Annotated in this window: 26 protein-coding genes; 15 read left to right on the top strand and 11 right to left on the bottom strand. The window is 64.7% G+C overall.

The window, feature by feature from the left end; translation table 11 throughout:
* Nucleotides 1-2: 2 nt before the first annotated feature.
* The 6 genes from AC0L3U_RS21060 to AC0L3U_RS21035 form a co-directional block, all read right to left on the bottom strand.
* Nucleotides 3-326 carry an XdhC family protein gene (locus tag AC0L3U_RS21060; RefSeq protein WP_007602422.1) on the bottom strand — a complete coding sequence of 108 codons (324 nt, stop codon included), beginning with the start codon at nt 324-326 and terminating at the stop codon, nt 3-5.
* A 9-nt stretch (nt 327-335) separates the two neighbouring features.
* Nucleotides 336-1,538 carry a vWA domain-containing protein gene (locus AC0L3U_RS21055; RefSeq protein WP_473363034.1) on the bottom strand — a complete coding sequence of 401 codons (1,203 nt, stop codon included), beginning with the start codon at nt 1,536-1,538 and terminating at the stop codon, nt 336-338.
* Nucleotides 1,539-1,669: 131 nt separating this feature from the next.
* Complete coding sequence (locus AC0L3U_RS21050; protein WP_473363033.1) at nt 1,670-2,605, bottom strand: AAA family ATPase; 936 nt, start codon at nt 2,603-2,605, stop codon at nt 1,670-1,672.
* A gap of 62 nt (nt 2,606-2,667) precedes the next feature.
* Complete coding sequence (locus AC0L3U_RS21045) at nt 2,668-3,474, bottom strand: FAD binding domain-containing protein (protein ID WP_027567711.1); 807 nt, start codon at nt 3,472-3,474, stop codon at nt 2,668-2,670.
* Between the two features lie 33 nt (nt 3,475-3,507).
* Nucleotides 3,508-3,993, bottom strand: a complete 486-nt coding sequence (locus AC0L3U_RS21040) for a (2Fe-2S)-binding protein (RefSeq protein WP_007602418.1) — start codon at nt 3,991-3,993, stop codon at nt 3,508-3,510.
* A 135-nt stretch (nt 3,994-4,128) separates the two neighbouring features.
* On the bottom strand, nt 4,129-4,575 hold the full coding sequence (locus AC0L3U_RS21035; protein WP_007602417.1) for an SRPBCC family protein: 447 nt from the start codon (nt 4,573-4,575) through the stop codon (nt 4,129-4,131).
* Nucleotides 4,576-4,759: 184 nt separating this feature from the next.
* Here AC0L3U_RS21035 and AC0L3U_RS21030 point away from each other — a divergent pair, with 184 nt between their 5' ends.
* From AC0L3U_RS21030 to AC0L3U_RS21020, 3 genes are all read left to right on the top strand, one after another.
* Nucleotides 4,760-6,115, top strand: a complete 1,356-nt coding sequence (locus tag AC0L3U_RS21030; protein WP_473363032.1) for a 3-carboxy-cis,cis-muconate cycloisomerase — start codon at nt 4,760-4,762, stop codon at nt 6,113-6,115.
* 36 nt (nt 6,116-6,151) lie between these two features.
* Nucleotides 6,152-6,934, top strand: coding sequence for a 3-oxoadipate enol-lactonase (gene pcaD, locus AC0L3U_RS21025; protein ID WP_473363031.1), 783 nt, complete (start codon nt 6,152-6,154; stop codon nt 6,932-6,934).
* Nucleotides 6,935-7,041: 107 nt separating this feature from the next.
* A complete protein-coding gene (locus AC0L3U_RS21020; protein WP_027567707.1) occupies nt 7,042-7,434 on the top strand; it encodes a carboxymuconolactone decarboxylase family protein in 393 nt (130 codons plus the stop codon).
* On the opposite strand, the gene AC0L3U_RS21015 is transcribed toward AC0L3U_RS21020, so the two are convergent.
* Nucleotides 7,396-7,932, bottom strand: a complete 537-nt coding sequence (locus AC0L3U_RS21015) for a hypothetical protein (protein ID WP_473363030.1) — start codon at nt 7,930-7,932, stop codon at nt 7,396-7,398. The two genes, AC0L3U_RS21020 and AC0L3U_RS21015, sit on opposite strands and share 39 nt — an antisense overlap.
* 343 nt (nt 7,933-8,275) lie before the next feature.
* Here AC0L3U_RS21015 and AC0L3U_RS21010 point away from each other — a divergent pair, with 343 nt between their 5' ends.
* From AC0L3U_RS21010 to AC0L3U_RS20990, 5 genes are all read left to right on the top strand, one after another.
* Nucleotides 8,276-9,193, top strand: coding sequence for an ABC transporter permease subunit (locus AC0L3U_RS21010; RefSeq protein ID WP_007602412.1), 918 nt, complete (start codon nt 8,276-8,278; stop codon nt 9,191-9,193).
* An 11-nt stretch (nt 9,194-9,204) separates the two neighbouring features.
* Entirely contained in the window at nt 9,205-10,524 is a 1,320-nt protein-coding gene (gene livM / locus AC0L3U_RS21005) for a high-affinity branched-chain amino acid ABC transporter permease LivM (protein ID WP_027567705.1), read from the top strand.
* Nucleotides 10,521-11,354, top strand: coding sequence for an ABC transporter ATP-binding protein (locus AC0L3U_RS21000; protein WP_473363029.1), 834 nt, complete (start codon nt 10,521-10,523; stop codon nt 11,352-11,354). Before livM ends, AC0L3U_RS21000 begins: the two co-directional genes overlap by 4 nt.
* Nucleotides 11,351-12,091 carry an ABC transporter ATP-binding protein gene (locus AC0L3U_RS20995; RefSeq protein WP_456769254.1) on the top strand — a complete coding sequence of 247 codons (741 nt, stop codon included), beginning with the start codon at nt 11,351-11,353 and terminating at the stop codon, nt 12,089-12,091. The genes AC0L3U_RS21000 and AC0L3U_RS20995 overlap by 4 nt, the downstream gene beginning before the upstream one ends.
* A 159-nt stretch (nt 12,092-12,250) precedes the next feature.
* The gene (locus tag AC0L3U_RS20990) at nt 12,251-13,369 is read left to right on the top strand and encodes a branched-chain amino acid ABC transporter substrate-binding protein (RefSeq protein WP_007602405.1); all 1,119 of its coding nucleotides are present in this window, start codon (nt 12,251-12,253) and stop codon (nt 13,367-13,369) included.
* An 84-nt stretch (nt 13,370-13,453) separates the two neighbouring features.
* Here AC0L3U_RS20990 and AC0L3U_RS20985 read toward each other — a convergent pair whose 3' ends face one another.
* Nucleotides 13,454-13,840 (bottom strand): response regulator, encoded by a 387-nt coding sequence (locus tag AC0L3U_RS20985; RefSeq protein WP_473363028.1) that lies wholly within the window; start codon nt 13,838-13,840, stop codon nt 13,454-13,456.
* Nucleotides 13,841-14,065: 225 nt separating this feature from the next.
* On the opposite strand from AC0L3U_RS20985, the gene AC0L3U_RS20980 reads away from it, so the two are divergent.
* From AC0L3U_RS20980 to AC0L3U_RS20970, 3 genes are read left to right on the top strand one after another with little or no spacing between them, the layout of a single operon-like run.
* On the top strand, nt 14,066-16,891 hold the full coding sequence (locus AC0L3U_RS20980) for a PAS domain S-box protein (protein ID WP_473363027.1): 2,826 nt from the start codon (nt 14,066-14,068) through the stop codon (nt 16,889-16,891).
* A 58-nt stretch (nt 16,892-16,949) separates the two neighbouring features.
* Nucleotides 16,950-17,945 carry a P1 family peptidase gene (locus tag AC0L3U_RS20975; protein ID WP_473363026.1) on the top strand — a complete coding sequence of 332 codons (996 nt, stop codon included), beginning with the start codon at nt 16,950-16,952 and terminating at the stop codon, nt 17,943-17,945.
* Between the two features lie 50 nt (nt 17,946-17,995).
* Nucleotides 17,996-18,208 (top strand): KTSC domain-containing protein, encoded by a 213-nt coding sequence (locus AC0L3U_RS20970; RefSeq protein ID WP_473363025.1) that lies wholly within the window; start codon nt 17,996-17,998, stop codon nt 18,206-18,208.
* Nucleotides 18,209-18,220: 12 nt separating this feature from the next.
* On the opposite strand, the gene AC0L3U_RS20965 is transcribed toward AC0L3U_RS20970, so the two are convergent.
* Nucleotides 18,221-19,012 (bottom strand): EF-hand domain-containing protein, encoded by a 792-nt coding sequence (locus AC0L3U_RS20965; RefSeq protein WP_473363024.1) that lies wholly within the window; start codon nt 19,010-19,012, stop codon nt 18,221-18,223.
* A gap of 250 nt (nt 19,013-19,262) precedes the next feature.
* On the opposite strand from AC0L3U_RS20965, the gene rpe reads away from it, so the two are divergent.
* The 4 genes from rpe (at nt 19,263) to AC0L3U_RS20945 (ending at nt 20,648) form a co-directional block, all read left to right on the top strand.
* Entirely contained in the window at nt 19,263-19,964 is a 702-nt protein-coding gene (rpe, locus tag AC0L3U_RS20960; protein ID WP_473363023.1) for a ribulose-phosphate 3-epimerase, read from the top strand.
* Between the two features lie 149 nt (nt 19,965-20,113).
* On the top strand, nt 20,114-20,254 hold the full coding sequence (locus AC0L3U_RS20955) for a hypothetical protein (protein WP_007602382.1): 141 nt from the start codon (nt 20,114-20,116) through the stop codon (nt 20,252-20,254).
* Nucleotides 20,255-20,258: 4 nt separating this feature from the next.
* Nucleotides 20,259-20,435 (top strand): hypothetical protein, encoded by a 177-nt coding sequence (locus tag AC0L3U_RS20950; protein ID WP_473287749.1) that lies wholly within the window; start codon nt 20,259-20,261, stop codon nt 20,433-20,435.
* A 21-nt stretch (nt 20,436-20,456) separates the two neighbouring features.
* Nucleotides 20,457-20,648 (top strand): hypothetical protein, encoded by a 192-nt coding sequence (locus AC0L3U_RS20945; protein WP_007602380.1) that lies wholly within the window; start codon nt 20,457-20,459, stop codon nt 20,646-20,648.
* A gap of 23 nt (nt 20,649-20,671) precedes the next feature.
* On the opposite strand, the gene AC0L3U_RS20940 is transcribed toward AC0L3U_RS20945, so the two are convergent.
* Nucleotides 20,672-22,096, bottom strand: coding sequence for a protein kinase domain-containing protein (locus tag AC0L3U_RS20940; RefSeq protein ID WP_473363022.1), 1,425 nt, complete (start codon nt 22,094-22,096; stop codon nt 20,672-20,674).
* 6 nt (nt 22,097-22,102) lie between these two features.
* Nucleotides 22,103-22,843 (bottom strand): metallophosphoesterase family protein, encoded by a 741-nt coding sequence (locus AC0L3U_RS20935; RefSeq protein WP_473363021.1) that lies wholly within the window; start codon nt 22,841-22,843, stop codon nt 22,103-22,105.
* Between the last annotated feature and the right edge of the window lie 82 nt (nt 22,844-22,925).

The following is a 22,925-nucleotide window of genomic DNA, read 5'->3' as shown; positions in this document are numbered from 1 at the left end:
CGCTAGCCGACCTTCTCGACGAAGACGCGGATGGTGCCGCCGCAGGACAGCCCGACATTCCAGGCAGTCTCGTCGGCAACGCCAAACTCCAGCATCCTGGGCTTGCCGCTCTGGATCACATCCATGGCCTCGGTGACCACGGCGCCCTCGACGCAGCCGCCGGAGACGGACCCCAGGAAGGTGCCCTCGTCGTTGATGACGAGGCTCGAGCCTGCCGGACGCGGTGCCGAGCCCCAGGTCTCCACCACGGTGGCGAGCGCGACGCCCCGGCCGGCCTTCTGCCAGTCCTCCGCCGCCTTCAGAATATCCTCGTCGCGATCGAGCATGGCTACCTCTCAGGCTGCGGAGCGGATCAAGCTGCGGTGATGCGGCGGCAGCGGCCGGGAGAGCGTGGTGATCAGCTCCTGGATCGAGCTCAAATTATGTACGGGGCGGAATTCGTCAACGTGCGGCAGCATCATTTTGATACCCTGGGCCTTGGCCTCGAAGCCGCCAAACCGCAGCAGCGGGTTGAGCCAGATCAGCCGCCGGCAGGAACGGTGCAGCCGGTCCATCTCGAAGGCGAGCTTGGAATCGGCTTCCCGCTCCAGCCCGTCGGAGATCAGCAGCACGATGGCGCCCTGGCTCAGCACGCGCCGCGCCCACAATTTGTTGAAATTGTGCAGGGAGGCCGAGATCCGCGTGCCACCGGCCCAGTCCTCCACCGAGGCCGAGCAGCTCGCCAGCGCCTCGTCGGGATCGCGCTGGCGCAGCGCCCGGGTCACGTTGGTGAGGCGGGTGCCGAACAGGAACACCGAGACACGTTTTCGCGCGTCCCCTATGGCATGCAGGAAATGCAGGAACAGGCGGGTGTACTCGCTCATCGAACCCGAGATGTCGAGCAGCGCGACGATCGGCGCCGGTTTCTCGATCCGCCCGAGGCGATGGATGTCGATGATGTCGCCGCCGGTGCGCAAGGACGCGCGTAAGGTACGGCGCAAATCGAGACGAAGCCCGCGCGCATCGGGCCGGTGCCGGCGCGTCAGAAGCTCGGCCTGCGGCAATCGCATCCGCTCGACGGCGCGAAGCGCTTCGGTGATCTCGGCCGCGCTCATCTGCGCAAAATCCTTCTTCTGAAGGATTTCCTTGTCGGAGACCGACAGGCGCAAATCCTGCTCCTGGTGCTGCGGCGTCTCCGTCATGCGCGGCTGCGACATCGCCTCCTGGACGCGGCGGGAGCCGGCCTGCGGCTTCTTCTTGGCCTGCTCCGGCAACGGTACCGAATCCAGCATGTGCTTCCACTCTTCCGATGCACGGAAGAACAGGTTGAAGGCCTGCTTGAAGATCAGCGCATGCTCGTGGCGCTTGACGAAGATCGCCTCCAGGGTGGTGAAGACGTCGGCGCGTTTGCCGATGTCGATCACCTGGAGGGCGCTCATGGCGTCGATGACCGCACCCGGTCCGACCGGCATGCCCGCCGAACGCAGCGCGCGGGCAAAGCCGACGATGTTGTCGGCGAACTGCTCGGTTTGCTCAGGCGCAAGATGGTTGATGGCCATGGTCCGTCACTCTCAAGCCGTCATTCCGGGTCGCGGCCTCATGGGCGCAAGCCGGGAGAATCCATTCAGTCTACTCGCTCTGCGGCACAATGGATTCCGAGGTCGCGCTTCGCGCGCCCCGGAATGACAAGCTAGTCGCTCGTCGCGTCCTTCAGTACCTTCTGTAAGGTGTCGCCCTGCATCCGCGTGATGTCGTCCTGGTATTTGAGCAGCGCGCCCAGCGTGTCGCCGACCACTTGCGGGGTCAGCGAGCGGGCGTCGAGCTCAGACAGCGCGGTGGCCCAATCGATGGTTTCGGCGACGCCCGGCGACTTGTAGAAATCCTGATTGCGCAGCGCCTGGACGAAACGCACGACTTGCTGCGACAATTTTGCGGAGATGCCGGGCACGCGCGACTTGACGATCGCGAGCTCGCGGGCGGCGTCGGGATAATCGACCCAGTGGTAGAGACAACGCCGCTTCAGCGCGTCGTGGATCTCGCGGGTGCGGTTGGAGGTGATGATGACAATCGGCGGGCTCGGCGCCTTCACGGTGCCGAATTCGGGGATCGTCACCTGGAAGTCGCTGAGGATTTCGAGCAGATAGGCCTCGAACGCCTCGTCGGCGCGGTCGAGCTCGTCGATCAGCAGCACCGGCGGCCCGGCGACGTCAGGCTCCAGCGCCTGGAGCAGCGGTCGCTTGATCATGTAACGATCGGCGAAAATGTCGGACGACAATTGATCGCGATCGGTGTCGCCGGCGGCTTCCGCCATCCGGATCGCGATCATCTGCGCCGCGCTATTCCACTCGTAGACCGCCGAGGAGACGTCGAGGCCTTCGTAACACTGCAGGCGGATCAGCTTCCGCCCCAGGGCCGCCGATAGCACTTTTGCGATCTCGGTCTTGCCGACGCCGGCCTCGCCTTCCAGAAACAGCGGCCGGCCCATGCGCAGCGACAGATAGGTCACCGTGGCCAGCGATCGCTCGGCGAGATAGCCGCGCGACGTCAGGAGTTCGAGCATCGAATCGACCGATGCCGGCAATACAACTGAAGTATTGGCACCGGGCGTATTGGCCGCTGAGGTCATGAAAAAGCCAGTCTCGCTACACCCTCACCGGGGACAAGTTTGGGCCGAGGCGTGAGGATCGCTCACTCCTTGGCGTTGGCGGCGTCGAGGGCACGCCGCGTCAGCACGCCGATGAGGTGCGCTCGGTATTCGGCGCTGCCATGGATGTCGCTGTTGAGGCCGTCCGCCGGCACCTCGATGCCGTCGAGCGCCTTCGCGGCGAAGCGCTTCTTCAGGGCTTCCTCGAACGCGGTGACACGGAACACGCCTTCGGAGCCGGCACCGGTGACCGCGACCCGCACGTCGGAGGGACGGCGCGCCACGAACACGCCGACCAGCGCGTAACGCGAGGCCTGGTTGCGGAATTTGATATAGGCCGCCTTCTTCGGCAGCGGGAACATCACCTTGGTGATGATCTCGTCGGCTTCGAGCGCCGTCGTGAACAGGCCTTGGAAAAACTCTTCCGCCTTGAGGCGGCGCTTGTTCGTGACGATGGTGGCGCCGAGCGCGAGCACCGCAGCCGGATAGTCCGCCGTCGGGTCGTTGTTCGCGAGCGAGCCGCCGATCGTGCCCTTGTGGCGCACGGCGGGATCGCCGATCTGGCTGGCAAGGTTCGCGAGCGCCGGGATCGCCTCGCCGACGATGGCCGAGCTTGCGACCTCGGCATGCCTGGCGGTGGCGCCGATCACGAGCGCGCGGCCCTTCATCTCGATCGTGTTGAGCCCATCGATATGGGAGAGGTCGACCAGATGCGGCGGGCTGGCGAGGCGCTGCTTCATGACGGGAATCAGCGTGTGGCCGCCGGCGATCACCTTGGCGTCTTCGTTCTTGACCAGGATGTTGGCGGCCTGCCTAACGGTCCCGGGGCGATGGTATTTGAAGTCGTACATCTGAATGTCCTGATCGCGGAGTGCGCGCGAGGTTTACGCGAGATCGGATTTCGCCATCGCCTTGGCGCCGGCGGAGATCGAGGTGACGATGTTCTGGTAGCCGGTGCAGCGGCAGAGATTGCCTTCCAGCTCCTCGCGGATGGTGTGGTCGTCGAGCTCGTTGCCCTTGCGATGGACGATGTCGATCGCGGTCATGATCATGCCGGGCGTGCAGAAGCCGCACTGCAGGCCGTGGTGTTCGCGGAAGGCCTCCTGCATCGGATGCAGCGGCGCGCCGTCGGCGGCCAACCCCTCGATCGTCTTGACCTCGTGGCCATCGGCCATCACGGCGAGCGTGGTGCAGGACTTCACGGCCTTGCCGTCCAGATGCACGACGCAGGCGCCGCACTGCGAGGTGTCGCAGCCGACATGGGTGCCGGTGAGCCGCAGATTCTCGCGCAGGAACTGCACCAGCAGGGTGCGGGGATCGACATTGGCCGTAACAGGATTGCCGTTCACGATGAGGGAGATTTTTGCCATAAGCACTCTCTATCAGCGCCCCGACGGGTCCCGTCGAAGCGGTTCTTATAATTATTCCAACCCATCATATGGGCCATTATGCCCCGGGGCAACATCACCGGGAATGCAAGGCGCCATGCCGAAAGGCGATAGCGTTCAGCCCTGTACCGCCTTGGCGAAGTTCGCGAAAAATTCGTCGGCCAGTTTCTTGGCAGCGCCGTTGATCAGGCGCTGGCCGAGCTGCGCCAACTTGCCGCCGATCTGCGCCTCGACCTCGTAGGACAAAAGCGTGCCGCCGTCCTTCTCCGCAAGCTTGACCACGGCGCCACCCTTGGCGAAGCCGGCCACCCCGCCCTCGCCTTCGCCGGAGATCTTGTAGCCGTTCGGCGGATCGAGATCGGACAGCGTGACCTTGCCCTTGAAGCGCGCCGACACCGGACCGACCTTCATTTTCGCCGTCGCACGAAAGCCGCCATCCTCGGTCTTCTCCAGCTCCTCGCAGCCGGGGATGCAGGCCTTCAGCACCTCGGCATCGTTGAGCTTGGCCCACACGGCCTCGCGCGGCGCCGCAAGCTGGACTTCGCCGTTCATCGTCATGGCCATTGGGTGCCTCCCGGGATATCGAACTTGGATCGCGCAACTATAGGGCTGCTCAAGTACCGCAGGGAGGCGGCAAAAGAAAGGGTGCCCCTCGGTCACGTGCATTGCATATTCGCAACTGCAAAAAGCTTGCGCCGCCGGTTTGGGATTGGCACAGGCGGGCCATGGTGGTTAGGTCCCGCACAATATGAGCACATCCCTCTCCCCCCTGCTTGCGCCGATGCTGTCGAGCGTGGCCATGCGCGCGGTCTGCGACGACCGGTCGACCCTCCAGAACATGCTCGATTTCGAGGCAGCCCTGGCCCGAGCCGAGGCGGCCACCGGTGTGATTCCCGCGTCGGCGGTGGGCCCGATCGAAGCCGCGTGCAAGGCCGATACCTTTGACATGGCTGCGCTGGCCGAGGCCGCGACGCGATCCGGCAATCTCGCGATCCCCCTGGTCAAGACGCTGACCGCCAATGTCGGCAGGGCCGACGCAGAGGCCGCCCGCTACGTACATTGGGGCGCGACCAGCCAGGACGTCATCGACACCGCGACCATGCTCACGCTTCGCGCCGGCATCGATGCGTTGGACGCCGATCTCAGCCGCGCCATCAAGGGCTTTGCCGCACTGGCGCGCAATCATCGCAACACGGCGATGGTGGCGCGGACCTGGCTCCAGCACGCGCTGCCGATGCCGTTCGGCCTGAAGGCCGCCGAATACGCCGCAAGCCTCGCCCGCGCCCGCTGCCGCTTGAGGCGGCTCTGCCGCGAGGGCCTCGCACTGCAATTCGGCGGCGCGGCCGGCACGCTTGCAGCACTCGGCGACAAGGGGCTCGTGGTCTCCGAACGGCTGGCGCGGGAGCTGAACCTGCCGCTGCCCGAAGCGCCCTGGCACACCCATCGCGACCGCATCGCGGAAGCCGCATCGAGCTTTGCGATTCTCGCCGGCAGCTGCGGCAAGATCGCGCGCGACGTCTCGCTGCTGATGCAGACCGATGTCGGCGAAGCGTTCGAGCCTGCCGGCGAAGGCCGCGGCGGCTCCTCGACCATGCCGCACAAGCGCAACCCGGTCGCGGCCGCAAGTGCGCTGGGCTGCGCGACCATGGCGCCTCAGCTCGCAGCGACGATTTTTGCCGCACAGGTGCAGGACCACGAACGCAGCGCCGGTCCCTGGCACGCGGAATGGCCGACGCTGCCGCAATTAATGCTGGTCACCTCCGGCGCGCTTGCCGCCATCGTCGACATCGCCGAGGGTCTCGATGTCGATGCCGCGCGCATGCGCAGCAATCTCCATGCGACGCGCGGGCTGATCATGGCGGAAGCGGTCACCTTTGCGCTGGCCGACAAGATCGGCAAGAGCGATGCGCATCATCTGATCGAGGCCGCGAGCAAGCGCGCGGTCGCCGAGAAGAAGCATCTGCGCGAGGTGCTCGCAGCCGATTCACAGGTCACTGCGCATCTTTCGTCGGAAAAAATTGCGGCGTTGTTCGAGCCGATGGCCTATCAAGGCGCTTCCCAAGCCCTGATCGACCGCCTGCTCGACAGCCTCGAACGCGAATAGAGCAGCCTTGAGCGGACATAAAACGGAGACGCCCGCATGCCCATGATCGATGCCGACGGTTGCCTGATCAACGTCTCCGTCGAGGGCCGCGACGGCGGGCCGACGCTGATGCTGTCGAACTCGCTCGGCTGCACGCTGCAGATGTGGGAGCCGCAGATGAAGGCGCTGACGCAGATATTCCGCGTCATCCGCTACGACCGCCGCGGCCACGGCAAGTCCAACGTTCCGCCCGGCCCCTATACGATGGAGCGCTTCGGCCGCGATGTGCTCGCGATCCTCGACGACCTCAATATCGAGAAAGTGCACTGGTGCGGCCTGTCGATGGGCGGCATGGTCGGGCAATGGCTGGGCGCGAACGCGCCGGAGCGCTTCGGCAAGCTCATCCTCGCCAACACCTCCTGCTACTATGCCGAGCCGACCAAATGGCTCGAGCGCATCGATGCCGTGAAGAAGGGCGGCATCGCCGCCGTCGCCGATGCCGTTATTGCCGGCTGGCTCACCCAGGATTTCCGCGAGCGCGCACCCGACATCGCCGCCAGGATGAAGGCGATGCTGCTGGCCTCGCCGGTCGAAGGCTATCTCGCCTGCTGCGAGGCGCTGTCGACGCTCGACCAGCGCGCGCTGCTGCCGAAGATCAAGAGCCCGACGCTGGTGATCGCTGGCCGCCACGACATGGCGACGCCGATTTCGGCGGGTGAATTGATCCGCTCAAGCATTCCCGGCGCGAGCATGACCATCATCGACGCCGCCCACATTTCCAATATCGAGCAGCAGCACGCGTTCACTGACGCGGTGGTGGGCTTCTTGACGCAACGCTGATTTCATAGCGCCGTCATTGCGAGCGCAGCGAAGCAATCCAGAATCCCTCCGCGGCCACACTCTGGATTGCTTCGCTACGCTCGCAATGACGGAGAGGAGGATAGAGAATGGACGATCAGAAACGCCGCGATGCCGGCATGAACGTGCGCCGAAAAGTGCTGGGCAATGCCTGGGTCGACAAGTCGATCGCGGGTCGCAATGCATTCAACACCGATTTCCAGGACATGATCACGCGCTACGCCTGGGGCGAGATCTGGACGAGGCCGCATTTCGACGAGCGCACGCGGCGGGTGCTGGTGATCGGCACCATGGTAGCGCTTGGGCAATGGGACGAATTCCGCCTGCATGTGCGCGCGGCCCTCGCCGAGGGCGGCTTCACGCCCGACGACATCAAGGAAATCCTGCTGCAGCAGGCGATTTATTGCGGCGTGCCGGCGGCGAACCACGCCGTCAAGGAAGCCTCAGCGATTGTGCAGGAGCTCGGCCTGCTCAAGACCTAGCGGCGGGGTGGCCTCCACGGTCCTCTGAACGATCTTGGGCGCCGCCGCGGGCCGTTCGATCACCACCACGATGGCGGCACCGAGCAGGAGCAGGAGCTCGGTGGCGTGCAGCCGCAGCGCGGCCATCTCGCCGACCTTCGAGGCCATGATCATGCTCGCAAACGAGATCAGGCTGCCGATCGCAAGCGCAATGCCGAGCGCTTCGTCGCTGCCGGCGTTCTTGCGGACGCGGGGAATGCAGAGCAGCGCAAGGTAGATCGCAAAGAACGCCACCACCGTCAGTCGGCCCAGTGCCAGCAGCCAGGCGGCGCGCACCGTGTCCATCCCCGCCATCTGGAGATGGTCGCTGAGGAAAAGCGCCACTGCGACGCTCGGCCGCTCATAGAGGCCGTGCACCGGCGCCACCATGATGTTGAAGGCAACGAGGGTCCAGGCCGGGATGAAATAGGCCGCCAGAAGTGCGCCGTTGACCGAACCGATCCGCCAGTTTCCGAACATGCCGCTTCCCGCTTCGTTTGGCCCGCGCCTTCGATGGAAGGCTTTGCCGGGAGCTAACTCGCATCAGACTGTGGCGGCAATTTAAACCCTTTGTTTACCTTAACTGCCTCCCGACAAGCATCCGGATGGGCGCTGGCGAAGCCGGTTCCGCCCATTGCGGGGGAACCGGAGCCCCAAATGATCTCTGTAAAAGCCTTGATGCGGAGGCAGGGCCGGTTGCAGCCGCCAGTTCCCTCCTGTTACAAAACGAGAATGCTTAAGGGCTGCCGGGGCCCGAGAAGAAACCAGCACTCTCTCTCGAAGAGCTCCCTTTGAGCCGCGTCAGATTTGGGTACGGCAGCGTATGGATTATTTCGCCCAGCAGCTCATCAACGGCCTCGTGCTCGGCTCGATCTACGGGCTGATCGCGATCGGTTACACGATGGTCTACGGCATCGTCGGCATGATCAACTTCGCCCATGGCGATGTCTTCATGATCGGCGGCTTCATCGCGCTGATCACCTTCCTTCTCCTGGTCTCGACCGGCCTGACCGCGGTCCCGGTGATCCTTTTGATCGTGATCCTGGTCTCGATGGCGGTCACCGCCCTGTATGGCTGGACCATCGAACGCATCGCCTACCGTCCGCTGCGCCACTCCTTCCGCCTCGCGCCGATGCTGTCGGCGATCGGCATGTCGTTCGTGCTGACCAACTATTCGCAGGTGGCGCAAGGCGCACGGGTAAAGCCAGTGCCGCCAGTGATCACCGGCGGATATACGCTGCACGAGAGCGCCGATGGCTTCGTCATCCAGCTCTCCAACATCCAGATCGTGGTGGTCATCACCACCATCGTGCTGCTGGCGATCTTCACCTGGCTGGTGTCGCGCACACGGCTCGGGCGCGACATGCGCGCCTGCGAGCAGGACCAGACCATGGCGGCGCTGCTCGGCGTCAACGTCGACCGCACCATCTCCATGACCTTCGTGATCGGCGCTGCGCTCGCCGCGGTGGCCGGGCTGATGTACCTGCTCTATTACGGCCTGGTCGATTTCTTCATGGGCTTCGTCGCCGGCATCAAGGCGTTCACGGCGGCCGTGCTCGGCGGCATCGGCTCGCTGCCCGGCGCCATGCTCGGGGGGCTCGCGATCGGGCTGATCGAGACGTTCTGGTCGGCCTATTTCTCGGTCGAGTACAAGGACGTCGCCGCGTTCTCGATCCTGATCGTCGTGCTGATCTTCATGCCGACCGGCCTGCTCGGTCGCCCCGAAGTCGAAAAAGTCTGACGGTCGCGCGCGTGAAAACTCCCTCGAGCAATACGGCCAAAGCTGCATCGGGCATCCCCGCTCTCCTGAAGACCGCCTGCGTCAACGCACTGATCGCGCTGGTGCTGTTCTCGCTGATGGTCGGCGTCCGCACCGAAGCCGGTTCCGACGGCCAGCTCACTTATTGGACGCGCTTCGGCGAGGTCGCCTCCCTCGTCGCCGCGGTCTTCGGCGGCTCGATCGTGCTCGAGCTGCTCAAGCAATGGATCGGTCCGACCGGCGCCGAAAAGCTGGTGCCGCCCGCGGTGCAAAGCGGAATGTCGTTCCTCGGCCGCTATCTTGCACCGGCGCTCCTGATCTTCACGCTGCTGGTGCCCGTGATCTTCTATGACCAGCGCTACATCCTCGACCTCGCAATCCTCGTGCTCACCTATGTCATGCTGGGCTGGGGATTGAACGTCGTGGTTGGCCTCGCCGGCCTGCTCGATCTCGGCTACGTCGCCTTCTATGCGGTCGGCGCCTATTCCTACGCGCTGCTTGCGACCAATTTCGGCTGGTCATTCTGGATCTGCCTGCCGCTAGCGGGCGTCCTCGCCGCATTCTGGGGCGTGCTGCTCGGCTTTCCCGTGCTGCGCCTGCGCGGCGACTACCTCGCCATCGTGACGCTCGCCTTTGGCGAGATCATCCGCCTCGTCATCATCAATTGGCAGGATCTGACCGGCGGCCCCAACGGCGTCTCCAGCATTCCCCGCCCCTCCTTCTTCGGCATCCCGCTCGACAACAGCGACAACGGGCTCGCCGCCAGGCTCGGCATCGAATATTCGCCGACCCACCGCATCGTCTTCCTGTTCTACCTCATCCTGGCGCTCGCGCTGCTCACCAACTGGGTGACGATACGGCTGCGCCGGCTGCCGATCGGCCGCGCCTGGGAAGCCTTGCGCGAGGATGAAGTCGCCTGCCGCGCGCTCGGCATCAACACCACGACAACCAAGCTCACGGCATTCGCGACCGGTGCGATGTTCGGCGGCTTTGCCGGCGCGTTCTTCGCGACCCGCCAAGGCTTCATCAGCCCGGAATCCTTCACCTTCCAGGAATCGGCGCTGGTGCTCGCCATCGTCGTGCTCGGCGGCATGGGCTCGCAGCTTGGCGTGGCGCTCTCCGCCCTCGCCATGATCGGCGGTTTCGAGCTGTTCCGCAGCCTCGAGAGCTATCGCATGCTGGTGTTCGGCATGGCCATGGTGCTGATCATGATCTGGCGGCCGCGCGGCCTGATCGGCCATCGCGCGCCGACCGTGTATCTGACCAAGGCCCACGCGATCTCATCCGACCTCGTCAAGGAGGGACACGGATGAGCCGCGACCAGATTCTCGAGGTCGACCGGCTCACCATGCGCTTCGGCGGCATCGTCGCGGTGCAGGACCTGTCGTTTGCTGCCGAGCGGAACAAGATCACCGCGCTGATCGGACCCAACGGCGCCGGTAAGACGACGGTGTTCAACTGCATCACCGGGTTCTACAAGCCGAGCGGCGGCGCCATCCGCCTCAGCCATGACGACGGCAAGGTGATCGCGCTGGAGCGGCTGAACGATTTCCGCATCGCCAAGCAGGCCAAGGTCGCCCGCACCTTCCAGAACATCCGTCTGTTTCCCGGCATGACCGCGCTGGAAAACCTGATGGTGGCGCAGCACAACGCGCTGATGCGCGCCTCCGGCTTCACCTTGCTCGGGCTCATTGGCGCGCCTGTCTACCGCGACGCCGAGAAGCGCGCGATCGATCTCGCCACCGACTGGCTCAAGCGGGTCAATTTGCTCGATCGCGCCGACGATGCCGCCGGTAATTTTGCCTATGGCGACCAGCGACGGCTCGAGATCGCACGTGCGATGTGCACCGAGCCCGCGCTCTTGTGCCTGGACGAACCCGCCGCCGGCCTCAATGCGCGCGAGAGTGCCGCCCTGAGCGAGCTGCTGCTGTCGATCCGCAACGAGCTCGGCACCTCGATCCTGCTGATCGAGCACGACATGTCTGTGGTGATGGAGATCTCCGACCACATCGTTGTGATGGACCACGGTGTGAAGATCTCTGAAGGCTCCCCGCGCGAGGTTCGCGACGACCCAAAGGTGATCGCCGCCTATCTCGGCACCGATGAGGAAGAGGCGACGGCCGTGATGGAGGGCGGGTCGTGACGTCGCCCACTGCCCTGCTCGCGATCCGCGGCCTTCGCGCCGCCTACGGCAAGATCGAGGCGCTGAAGGGCGTCGACCTCGAGATCAATGCCGGCGAGATCGTGGCACTGATCGGCGCCAACGGTGCCGGCAAATCGACGCTGATGATGACGATCTTCGGCAAGCCGCGCGCCCGCGCCGGCCAGATCCTGTACGAAGGCCGCGACATCACCGAAGTGCCTACCCACGAGATCGCGCATTTGCGTATCGCGCAATCGCCGGAAGGCCGCCGCATCTTCCCGCGCATGAGCGTGGCGGAAAACCTCCAGATGGGGGCGGATGCCACCGAGTGCACTGACGCCGAACGCGAGGCGACGCTACAACGCGTGTTCACGCTGTTTCCGCGGCTGAAGGAACGCTACGCCCAGCGTGGCGGAACCCTGTCCGGCGGCGAGCAGCAGATGCTGGCCATCGGTCGCGCCTTGATGAGCCGTCCTCGCCTGCTCCTGCTCGACGAGCCCTCGCTTGGTCTGGCGCCTCTGATCGCGCGCCAGATTTTTGATGCGATCCGCACCCTGAACCGCCAGGACGGCCTGACCGTGCTGATCGTCGAGCAGAACGCCAACCATGCGCTCAAGCTCGCCCATCGCGGCTATGTCATGGTCAATGGCCTGATCACGCTGGCCGGGACCGGTGCCGAGTTGTTGCAGCGCCCCGAGATTCGCGCCGCCTACCTGGAAGGCGGCCGGCACGGTTGAGGCCGCCCAAGGCGAACCCGTGCTGCCGAATGTGGCGAGATATCTCTGTCCATGCCCGTATTTTGCCGGTGACTTCTCCTCGAATTCATTCAAGAATGGCGCCGGTTTGAACCGGGCATGCCCGGTAACTCCCACAGGCGACCACCCTCGAGGTATCTCATGAAATCACTGAAGCTCATCGGTCTGGCATTCGGCGCGTCGATCGCGCTGTCGAGCGCGGCATTCGCGCAGGATGTCACCGTCGCAGTCGCAGGTCCGATGACCGGCGGCGAGTCCGCTTTCGGCCGCCAAATGAAGAACGGCGCCGAGATGGCCGTAGCCGACATCAACGCCGCCGGCGGCCTCAACGGCAAGAAGCTCGCGCTGTCCGTCGAGGACGACGCTTGCGATCCGAAGCAGGCGCGCTCGATCGCCGAGAAGATCGCCGGCGCGAAGATTCCCTTCGTGGCCGGGCATTATTGCTCGTCGTCGTCGATCCCGGCTTCGGAAGCCTATGCCGACGGCAACGTGCTCCAGATTACTCCCGCCTCCACCAATCCGAAGTTCACCGATAGCGGACTGTGGAACGTGGCGCGCGTCTGCGGCCGTGACGACCAGCAGGGCCTGGTCGCCGCCCAGTACATCGCCAAGAACTACAAGGGCAAGAACATCGCCATCCTCAACGACAAGACCACCTACGGCAAGGGTCTTGCGGACGAGACCAAGAAGGCGCTCAACAAGGCCGGCGTCACCGAGAAGATGTACGAGTCCTACAACAAGGGCGACAAGGACTTCAACGCGATCGTCTCGCGGCTAAAGCGCGACAACATCGATCTCGTCTATGTCGGGGGCTACCATCAGGAGAGCGGCCTGATCCTGCGCCAGATGCGCGACCAGGGCCTCAAGACCGTGCTGATGGCCGGCGACGCGCTCGCCGACAAGGAATATGCCTCCATCACCGGCCCGGCCGGCGAAGGCACGCTGTTCACCTTCGGCCCCGATCCGCGCAATAAGCCGACCGCGAAGAAGATTGTCGAGGCCTTCAAGGCCAAGAACATCGACCCCGAGGGCTACACGCTCTACACCTATGCGGCGATGCAGGTCTGGTCGCAGGCGGCCAAGAAGGCCGGCACCACCGATGCCAAGAAGGTCATGGCGGCCATCAAGGCCGGCAAGTGGGACACCGTGATCGGGCCGATCGAGTATGACGCCAAGGGCGACATCAAGCAGCTCGACTACGTCGTCTACAAATGGGACGCCAAGGGCGGCTACGCCGCGATTAGCGGCAACGGCACCTAAGCACGGTTGCCGGGGGCCTTGGAGGCCTCATCCAATCATCGTCGCGCCCCGGTTTGCCCCGGGGCGTTTCTTCCCGCGTCAGGGTCAGACGGCTGCAGGCAGCGTGCCGTCCGCCGCGGCTTGGGCGTTCCTTAGTGCTTGAAGAAGATCGTTCGGCCGAAACGGCTTTTGCAGGCAGACCACGTTGGCGAGGTGGGGCGATTGTTCCATGAAGTCCAGCGCCGTCATCCCCGACACGGCAACGACCGGGAGGCTCGGTGCAAGCTCGCGCAGCGTCGTGATGACCTCGACGCCGCTGGTATCGCCAAGGAAAATGTCCACGATTGCCGCGTCGAAGCAGGCCTCGGTGAAGGCTTTTACCCCGGCTGCGCCGCTATCGGCCTCAACGACGTCGTAACGGTTGACGCGCAGCACGATCGCGACCATCGCACGGACGTCCTTCTGGTCGTCGATGATGAGGACACGGGGCATAGGGAACAACTCCCGGATCGTGAAATCAAAATGCCTGATTCAAACCTGGAACCCGTAGCAGCGGGAGAGCATTATGGCACCGTCCAGTAAAGCGCATCTTACCCGATCCCCCGTGCGCGTTCCCCACAAAATTAAGTAAACTGTAACCTTCGGTTGAGTCGCGGTGGGTTTTGTCATGATGCGTGCCCAGAACCCGCTACCATGGACCAAAATTGATTAGGCCAAATGAGATTGGCGAAGATGCTCAAGACCGATCTGCGAGAGCTGCACGTGTCCGCGACGACCGATCGGAACACATTCCTTTCGACGCTGCCGGCTACCCCGAAAGATCGCACCGCAGCATTGGCGATCGTGGGCGTCTCGTCGATCCTGTTCGCAGTGGCCGTACCCGTCGCAGGTATCCCGCTGCTCCCGGTGCCAGCCTTTGTCGCGAGCTATCAATCCGCGCTCGTCGTCGCGGACATCGTCACCGCGGTCCTGCTGTTGTCGCAGTTTGCGGTGCTCAGGACCCGCGCGCTGCTCATGCTCGCGACGGGCTACCTGTTCACCGCTGCCGCGGCCGTGGTCCATGCCCTCACCTTCCCCGGACTTTTTTCGCCGACCGGGCTGCTAGGGGCCAACCAGCAGACCACGGTCTGGCTTTACATGATCTGGCACGGCGGCTTTCCGCTCTGCGTGCTGGGCTACGCCTGGCTGAAGGAGGCCGACGGCGGTGCCCGGATCGCGGGCTCGGCAAGCAAGGCGATCTACGCCAGCGTGGCCGGCGTCGCCGCGGTCATGATCGTCTTGACCTGGATCGTCACTGCCCAGCACGACCTGCTTCCGGTCCTGCTGCGCGACGGCCGTTACACGCAGATCATGATCGGCGTGGTGGCTTTTGTCTGGTCCTTGAGCTTTGCCGCGCTGGTCTCGCTATGGTTCCGCCGTCCGCATTCGGTCATCGACGTCTGGCTCATGGTGGTGATGTGCGCGTGGCTGTTCGACATCGCGCTGTCGGCGATCGTCAACGTCGCGCGCTTCGATCTCGGCTTCTACGCCGGCCGCGTCTACGGCCTCTGCGCGGCGACCTTCGTGCTCGCAGTGCTTTTGATCGAAAATGTCCGCCTCCAGGCGCACACGCTTGGGCTCGTCGGCAGGTTGCGCCAGCAGTCAGCATTGGATCGCGACTACTATGGCAAGCGCCTTGCGCTGTACGGGGCCGTCGTCGAATCCGCCAATGACGCCATCATTACGAAGACCCTCGACGGTGTCATCACGGGCTGGAACAAGGCCGCCGAACATCTGTTCGGCTATGCCGCCGCGGAGGCCATCGGCCAACCGATCGACATCATCGTGCCGGAGGACCGCAAGGCCGAGGTCAGGGGTATCCTGAACAGGGTCGGCGGCAATGAAACGATCGCCCAGCATGAAACGGTCCGGATCCGAAAGGACGGCCGGCCGCTCGACGTCGTTCTCAATGTTTCTCCGCTCAAATCAGCCACCGGACAGATCATCGGCGCCTCCAAGATCGCCCACGACATCACGGAAGAGAAGCAGGCACGAGAAAAACTGCGCCGCGAGGTCGAGGAGCGGCAGCGGATCTTCGAGACTTCGCAGGACCTGATCCTGGTCACCGACGGTTTTGGCAATTTCATCCAGGTCAGCCCTAGCGTGAAGACCATTCTGGGCTTGAGTCCCGACGACATGATCGGGCACAGCGCCACTGAGTTCATTCATCCCGATGACCTCCAGAAGACGCGCGACGAGATGCGCGCGGCGCGGAGTGGCGCGGTCAAGCGCAGCTTCGAGGCGCGCTACTACCACTACGACGGTCACGAGGTCACGCTGAACTGGATGGGCACCTGGTCTGAGCCGGTCAAGCGCCATTTCTTCATCGGCCGCGATCTCACCGAGAAGCAGGCCGCCGAGGCGCAGTTCAGGCACGTCCAGAAGATGGATTCCATCGGTCAATTGACCGGCGGCGTCGCGCACGACTTCAACAATGTGCTGACCGTCATCACCGGCACGATCGGAATTCTGGCGGACGCGGTCGCTGACCGTCCCGAGCTCGCCGCCATCACCAAGCTGATCGATGACGCCGCCGAACGTGGCGCGCAACTGACCAAGCATCTGCTCGCCTTCGCCCGCAAGCAGCCGCTCCAACCGCGCGAAATCGACGTCAACGCATTGACGCTCGAGGCCGCAAAGCTCCTGCATCCCACGCTCGGCGAGCAGATCACCATCATGCCGCAACTCACCGAGGATGCGTGGCCGGCACTGATCGACCCGGGCCAGCTTTCCACCGCGATCCTCAATCTCGCGCTGAACGCGCGCGATGCCATGCCCAACGGCGGCACGCTGGTGCTGGAGACCCGCAACATCTTCCTCGACGACGGTTATGCCAGCATGAATCCCGACGTGGTGGCTGGCAATTACGTCATGATCGCCGTCAGCGACACCGGCTCCGGAATCCCCCCGGAGTTGATCGATCGGGTGTTCGATCCCTTCTTCACCACCAAGGAGGTTGGCAAGGGCACCGGCCTCGGCCTCAGCATGGTGTTCGGCTTCGTCAAGCAGTCCGGCGGACACATCAAGATCTACAGCGAGGAAGGCCACGGCACGAGCGTGAAGATCTACCTGCCGCGCTCGAGCGGCGTGCAGGAGACCGAATTCGAGGTGCTCCAGAACGCGCCCGTCACCGGCGGCCACGAAAAGATCCTGATCGTCGAGGACGATGCGCTGGTGCGCCAATATGTCGTGACCCAGATCAAGAGCCTCGGCTATACAGCCCTCGAAGCCGCCAACGCGGCCGAGGCCCTCGTCATCATCGACGCCGACAAGGACATCGACCTGCTGTTCACGGACGTCATCATGCCCGGCAATATGAATGGCCGCCAGCTCGCCGATGAGGCGGCTCGCCGCCGCCCCGACTTGAAGACGCTGTTCACCTCGGGCTACACCGAGAACGCCATCGTCCATCACGGGCGGCTCGATTCCGGCGTGCTGCTGCTGGCGAAGCCCTACCGCAAGTCCGAGCTCGCCAAGATGCTGAGGACCGCCCTCGCGGGTTGAGCCTGCGGCATCCCTGCGATATCGCTGAAGCGAGCGCCTTTCAGCCTGCGGAGCCGCCTTGAAAAACCTTCTCACCGATATCGCCGGCGTCCGCGTCGGCCATGCCGAGGATGCGAAAATCGCCACTGGCACGACTGCGATCATCTTTGACGCCCCCGCGGTCGCGGCCATCGATGTTCGCGGCGGCGGCCCCGGCACGCGCGAAGACGCGTTGCTCGACCTCGCCAGCACCGTCGATCGCGTTGACGCGATTGCGCTGTCCGGCGGCTCCGCCTTTGGAATCGACGCCGGCGGCGGCATCCAAGCCTGGCTCGCCGAACAAGGCCGCGGCTTGCGGATACGCGAGGCGGTGATTCCGATCGTGCCGGGCGCGATCGTTTTCGACCTGCTCAACGGTGGCGACAAGGCCTGGGGACGCTTCGCGCCCTATCGCGATCTCGGCTACGCCGCAGCGTTGGCCGCCAGCGACGATTTCGCGCTGGGCAGCGTCGGGGCCGGCCTTGGAGCCACCACCGCAACCTTCAAGGGCGGACTGGGGTCGGCCTCCGCGGTCCTGGCCAATGGTATCAAGGTCGCCGCGATCATCGTCGTCAACGCGGTCGGCAGCACAACAATTGGCGAAGGGCCTTGGTTCTGGGCTGCGCCGTTCGAGGAGAACGGCGAGTTCGGCGGGCGCGGCCTGCCGTCCGCGTTCACGCCGGACATGCTGGCGATGCGCATCAAGGGCGGACCCGCTGCGAGCGCGCGTGAGAACACCACGATCGGCCTCGTCGTCACCGATGCCACGCTGACCAAGGCCCAGGCCAAGCGGCTTGCGATGATCGCGCATACCGGGTTCGCCCGTGCGATTTATCCGGTGCATGCCCCAACCGATGGCGACGTGCTGTTCGCCGCCGCAACGGGCGAGAAGCCGATCGAGCCGCTGGTCGGCCTCACCGAACTCGGAACCGTCGCCGCCAACGTGGTCGCACGCGCAATCGCACGCGGCGTCTACAATGCGACAGCCCTGCCATTTGCCGGCGCGCTGCCGGCATGGAAGGATCGGTTCGGCTAGAAACGAAACGGCGGGCACGGCGTTACCCTGACGGACCAAGGTGCACCGCCATGCCGTCTTCCGTGATCCGGTTTTTCCGTTATGCGCCCGAGATGCGCGAGCTGAAAGTGACTTTCGTCAGCGGGCGCCTCTATGTCTACGAGGACGTTCCGCCCGAGGTCGCCGCGGCGTTCAGGAATGCGCGCTCAAAGGGTACATTCTTCAATCACGAAATCCGCGATCGTTATCTCTACCGTGACATCACTCACGAATATGCAGGCTAGCCGTTAGCAAGGTTACACGCTCATCGACATCGATGAACCGGCAGCCGCTGAGGCGCCTTGTCCCTGCCCGCCCTGCCGCTGCATCAACTGCGCGAACAGATCGTACGCCGAATTACGGGGGCTGGAGGCGCCCGGAACCGTCGTCGACATCTTGAAGCCGTCGGCGTAGGTGACGGTGGTGGTGGTCGAGCCGTCGGCGCCGGTCGTCGAAGTCGAGGTCGAGCCGCCCTTGGCCTGCGAGGAGGAATCCGAGCCGCTGCCGGAGGCATCGCTCGCACCCTGCGCGTGATGGTGGCCGCGATGGCCGCTCTTCAGCGCCTTCGACATCTCATCGAGGCTGACGCTGCCGTCGGTATTCGAGTCCAGCTTTGAGAAAACGTCGTCGGCCCGCGCGAGGTTGGTGCCGCCAGCACCGAGCGCATTCTCAAATTCCGACTTGGTGATCTTGCCGTCGCCGTCGCCATCGATCTGCGAGAACAGGTCCTTCAGGGCGGCGTCGCGGCGCGTCGAGGACGAGGATGTCGAGCTCGACGAGGTCGAGTTGGCGCTGCCGGTGCTGTCCGTCGACTGGCTCTGCGCTGCGAACAGCGCGTTCATCGTCTCCGACGAGATCTGCGGGGTTTTGCCCGCATTGACCGACGAGGTCGCGCCGGTCGTGCTGTTGCTGCCGCTGTCGATCGCGAACGGATTGGTCGCCGGCTTTTGCGAGGACCCCGTCTTCTGCGTCGACGAGGACGATTTCGAATTCGTCAGCGACTGGATCGCGTCGAGCGCACTCGATACGGCCCCAAGAGCGAACAACATTGCACAACTCCAACCGATGCGGCATGCCGCGGCCAATGTTCTGTTGAGATGAAGTCAGCAAGCGCCGTGCCAGCGCAAAAAGCTCAATGAAATCCGCTTTCACCGCACTTTGCACGCCCGGGAACACCGGCAATTCATGCCGGTCGCGGCAGAAATTTCCGCCCACAGGAAGCACGCCGCCCCTGCATTGCCCGGCTGAGAGGCCCATGTTAGGCGAGTCCATCTTTCACGGCCGCCACGGGAAACCGCCATGACCCAAGCCTTCGCTCCCCGCCCCCTGGCAATCGCGCCCTCGATCCTGGCCTCGGACTTCTCCAGGCTCGGCGAGGAGGTGCGCGCCGTGGACGCCGCCGGAGCCGACTGGATCCATCTCGACGTCATGGACGGGCACTTCGTTCCCAACATCTCGTATGGCCCCGACGTCATCAAGGCGATGCGCCCGCACACCAAGAAGATATTCGACGCGCATCTGATGATCTCGCCCTGCGACGCCTACCTGGAGGCCTTTGCGAAAGCCGGCTGCGACCACATCACCGTGCATGCTGAGGCCGGCCCCCATCTGCACCGCTCGCTTCAGGCGATCCGCGCGCTCGGCAAGAAGGCCGGCGTTTCGCTCAATCCGGGCACGCCGATCAGCGCGCTCGAATACGTCCTGGACCTGGTCGATCTCGTGCTGGTGATGTCGGTCAATCCAGGCTTCGGCGGCCAGGCCTTCGTCCCCTCCGCGATCGGCAAGATCCGCGACATCCGCGCAATGACGGCGGGCCGCCCGATCGACATCGAAGTCGATGGCGGCGTCGGTGCCGACGTCGCAGGTCCCCTGGCTGCGGCCGGGGCCAACGCCTTCGTCGCCGGCACGTCCGTGTTCAGGGGCGGCACGCAGGACGCCTACAAGACCAACATCGCCGCAATCCGCAACGCCGCCGCGGCTGCACGCGGCGAGGCGATCTGAGGGCCCGCTCGGCTCCGCAGACGTGCGGCTTCTACGGGTGTTGCAGCGCGCAGTGCCTAAATTTACAACCTTGATCCGTACTCCTCCGGGCTTCCCTGATTCGCGCAAATCACCGCTAGTGATTCTTGCCTGTTTCGCGGGAGCACATCATGACGACGACCCTGGTTTGGACTGGCGTGGCGTTGTGGCTTGGTTTTTGTGCGTTTGTTGTGTTTGGTCCATCGGCTGGACCGGTGAAGGTCTCGGCTCGCTCGACCCGCATCGCTCGTCGCGACTGGTATCGGGCCTGACCCCATGCAGATCGCGCTCGTGAAGCGTCAGCCGAAGCGCCGGTGCCGCATCCCGCGGCGCCCACATCCTGACCTCGATTTTTTCTTCGGTCGGCTCGAACGCACCGAAGGCGAGATGCGCGACGACACCGGGCCCGAGACGGACCAGGATCACCCGCTCCGGTCACCGCGCCGGCATTGAATTCTTTTCTGGACCAAGCACATGAAGCCGCATTGCCCGAACTGCCTGAAGGAAATGACCAAGGCGTCCGCGTCGCGTAACCTGTTCAACTGCGAACCCTGCCGCGAGATCATCCAGTTCTTCGGCGGCAGCGCGGATCACGGCGAGCCCGGCCCGCAATTCTCCTGGCCGATCCGCCGCAAGCGCTCCGTCCACACCGCTCACGCGGCCTGAACCTCCAGATCCAGAGCGCGGCTCTATCCCACCTCCTCGCCCGCATCCGCAGCCATTCGCGGCGGCCGTACCACGGTGACGGTGCAGGCCGCTTCCAAGGCCACCTTGGCCGAGACGCTGCCGAGCAGCGTGCGCCTGAACGAGCCCTGCCGCGCGCCGATGATGACGTGGTCGACGTGGTTGACCTCGCAAAACTCCAGGATGGCCGCCGCGGGATCGACGGCTTCCAGCACGTGAGCCGACAGCCGGCTCTCATCGAGCTTGAGCGGAGTGGCCCAGTGCCTGAGCGCGACCAACCGGTCGATATGCTTGTTGGAGCCCTGCTCATCCAGCGTCCTGTCGATCGCGATGCGGTTGAGCTTCAGCACGTTGAGACATGCGAGCCGCGCCGACGGCAGCGTGGCGAGAATGCGTTCTGTCGTCATGCGCAGAGCCTCGTTCAACTCCGGCTCGCCTTCCGCCGTATCGAGCGCGACCGCAACGATCGGGCTTGATGCGAGCTGGGCTGCGACATCCGATTTCGCGCGGGGCGCCATGACACCCTGGTTGAACCGGCGGCGCCAGGCGACGCTGAGCGGATCGCGCTTCATTCGCTCCGAGCGCATCGTGAGCCTGACCTGGTCCGGATGGGTCAGATCGAAGGCGAGTTGCGACGCCGTCGGATAGCGCCGCACCGGCTCGATCTCAAGGCACCGCAGCACCACCTCCTGGAGCCAGGGCGGATAGTCGGCGCGCAAGCCGCGCGGCGGGTGCGGATCGCGCCACAGCCGGCGCCGCATCGCACGCAGCGTCTCGCCCTCGCCGAACGGCCGCTCGCCGGTCGTGAAGAAATAGAGCAGCACGCCAAGCGAGAACAGATCGCTGCGCGGATCATCGCGCACCCCCGACAGCCGTTCCGGCGCCATATAGGGCGCGGTGCCGTAAGGCAGGCGGAATTCCTCCTGCAACAGGTCCGGCAGATGGTTGTGATGCGACAGGCCATAGTCGATCAGCACCGCCTCGCCGCTCTCGCGGAACATGATGCTGCTCGGCTTGATGTCGTGATGGATCACGTTCTGCCGGTGCAAATCCGCCAGCCCCGTCGCGATCCTGGCGACGAGTTGCCGCGCCTCGTCATACGGCAGCGGCAGGTCGGGCAACCGCTTGTAGAGCGTGGTCCCGGTGATGCGCTCGATGACGACATAGGCCTGGTGGGCGAAATCGCCGGTGCCGAAGCTTGAGGGCACATGCGGCCCGGCCAGCCGCGGCAGGATCATCATCTCCATTTCGAAGGAGACGATCGCCGCGGGGTCCTCGCCCTCCGACACCCGCGGAATCTTCATCAGCAGCGGCACATCGATGCCGGGATGGGTGACCGACCACAGCGTCGCCATTCCGCCGGCATGGACGCATTCGCCGATCGTGTAGCCGTCGATCTCTGCGCCCGATTTGACGAGGGGTTTCGGCATCGGCCTCTAGCGCCCCTGCGACAGCCGGTCGGCGAGCCAGTGCGGCAGGCCGTTCTCACGGATCCGGTTCGCGGCCGTCTCGACATCGTAGGGCGCGCGGCAATAGGTGATCAGGCACGAGACCGTGTCGAACAGCACGAAAGCCGCGGATGGATCGCCATCGCGGGGCTGGCCGACCGAGCCGAGCACCGCTAGCCATTGCCGCCCGCGCAGCAGCGGCACGGAGACGTCGGTCTTGGGCACGAATCCCGACATCTTCGCCGTCACCGACATCGAATAGATCGCCGGGCGGTGGATGTGGCCGCAGAACGTGACATGAGCGGGCGTCGCGATCAGGCTTTTGGCGGCGTCCGCCGTCGATCGGACATAGTGCCAGCTCCGGGGGCTGGAGGCTTCCGAATGCACGAACAGGCGATCGCCGTCCTCCACCAGCATCGGCAATTCCGCCAGGAACCGCCGCTGCGCGGTGTCGAGCCGGCCGCGGGTCCATTCGATCGCGATTTGCGCCTCGGCATTCATCGTCTCGGCCGAGGAATTCACCGCCTGGTCATGGTTGCCGCGCACGGCGACGGCGCCCTGGGCGACCAGCTCCATCGCGGTATCCACCACCCATTCCGGATCGGCGCCATAGCCCACGAAGTCGCCGAGCAGGATGAACCGCTCAGCGCCACGCGCCCGCGCGACTTTCAGGCACGCCTCGAACGCCTGCCGGTTGCCGTGGATATCCGAGAAGACAGCGAGAAGCACGCACCCTCCACCCTCGAACCTTATTGGGAGCCGATAAGGCCAAATTGAGGGAGGTCAAGAACATGCGCCAGCGGCGCGCGGT

Source organism: Bradyrhizobium sp. Kon69, from assembly GCF_055807515.1.
This window is presented reverse-complemented; position numbering and strand designations above follow the sequence as displayed.